Origin of the sequence: Alloalcanivorax venustensis ISO4, from assembly GCF_015356855.1 — a bacterium.
In the GTDB taxonomy this organism is placed as follows: domain Bacteria; phylum Pseudomonadota; class Gammaproteobacteria; order Pseudomonadales; family Alcanivoracaceae; genus Alloalcanivorax; species Alloalcanivorax venustensis.
In genome coordinates, this window is the sequence record NZ_ARXR01000083.1 from 1 (window position 1) to 767 (window position 767).

Annotated in this window: 1 protein-coding gene; it reads right to left on the reverse strand. The window is 72.1% G+C overall.

Features of this window, described 5'->3' with window-relative positions:
- Positions 1-319: 319 nt before the first annotated feature.
- Positions 320-767 (reverse strand): tRNA lysidine(34) synthetase TilS (gene tilS, locus ISO4_RS16865; protein ID WP_194856986.1); only part of this gene is annotated, 448 nt, incomplete at its 5' end.

Consider the following 767-nt stretch of genomic DNA (forward strand, 5'->3'; position numbering starts at 1 on the left):
CCGATCCCGGCGCTCCTTGGGAGATTCCAAGCTTCCCTACCTGGGGGGCCGGGGGTGTTGTAACCCGTGGCGGTGACGCTACCCAGTGAGCGGGGCAATGGTGGTGCCTGGAGGGACCTATTTGGCCAGGGATGGCTAAATGAGAGCGCCCAGGGACGGCTTGAGCGATCCCGGAAGGCACCACCATTGCACCGCGTCTCCGATTCGGAGCACCGGAAACCTGAAGAACCCAGGTCTCTGGAATCCTGCCGGGTGGCTAAAGCCACCCTTTCGCTTGCAAGGCAAGCTCCCACAGCCCGCTCCCACAAACCCGGCTTCGTCAGGAAGCCGGTTGCAGGTGCCAGGCGGTGAGGGGCTGGTCGCGCCAGGGGTCGGCGACGGCGACGCCGGGGACGGCGATCAGGTCGTCGCCGGCGTAAACCAGCGGCCACTGGCGGCGGCGCCAGGGCGGCACGCCGGCGGCGCGCCACAGCTCGGCGATGCGCTGGTGGCAGCCGTTGAGGGCGAGGCGCTCGCCGCCCCGGGCGGGCGCCAGGCGCAGCGGCAGGCCGTCTGGCAACTGAAGTGCCGGTTGCTCGGCGCTGCCATCACCGGGGCCGGCGACCAGCCGCCAGGCGCCCAGGTCCGGCGGCGGCGTGCCCGGCGGCCAGTCCCGGGCCACCGTCAGCGGCGTCAGTTCGGTGTCCGCGAGCAAGTGCAGGTGGTCCTGGAAGCGGCGCAGCTGCCAGCCGCCCCAGGCGACGCGCGCCGAACGGTCGGCGGCCGCC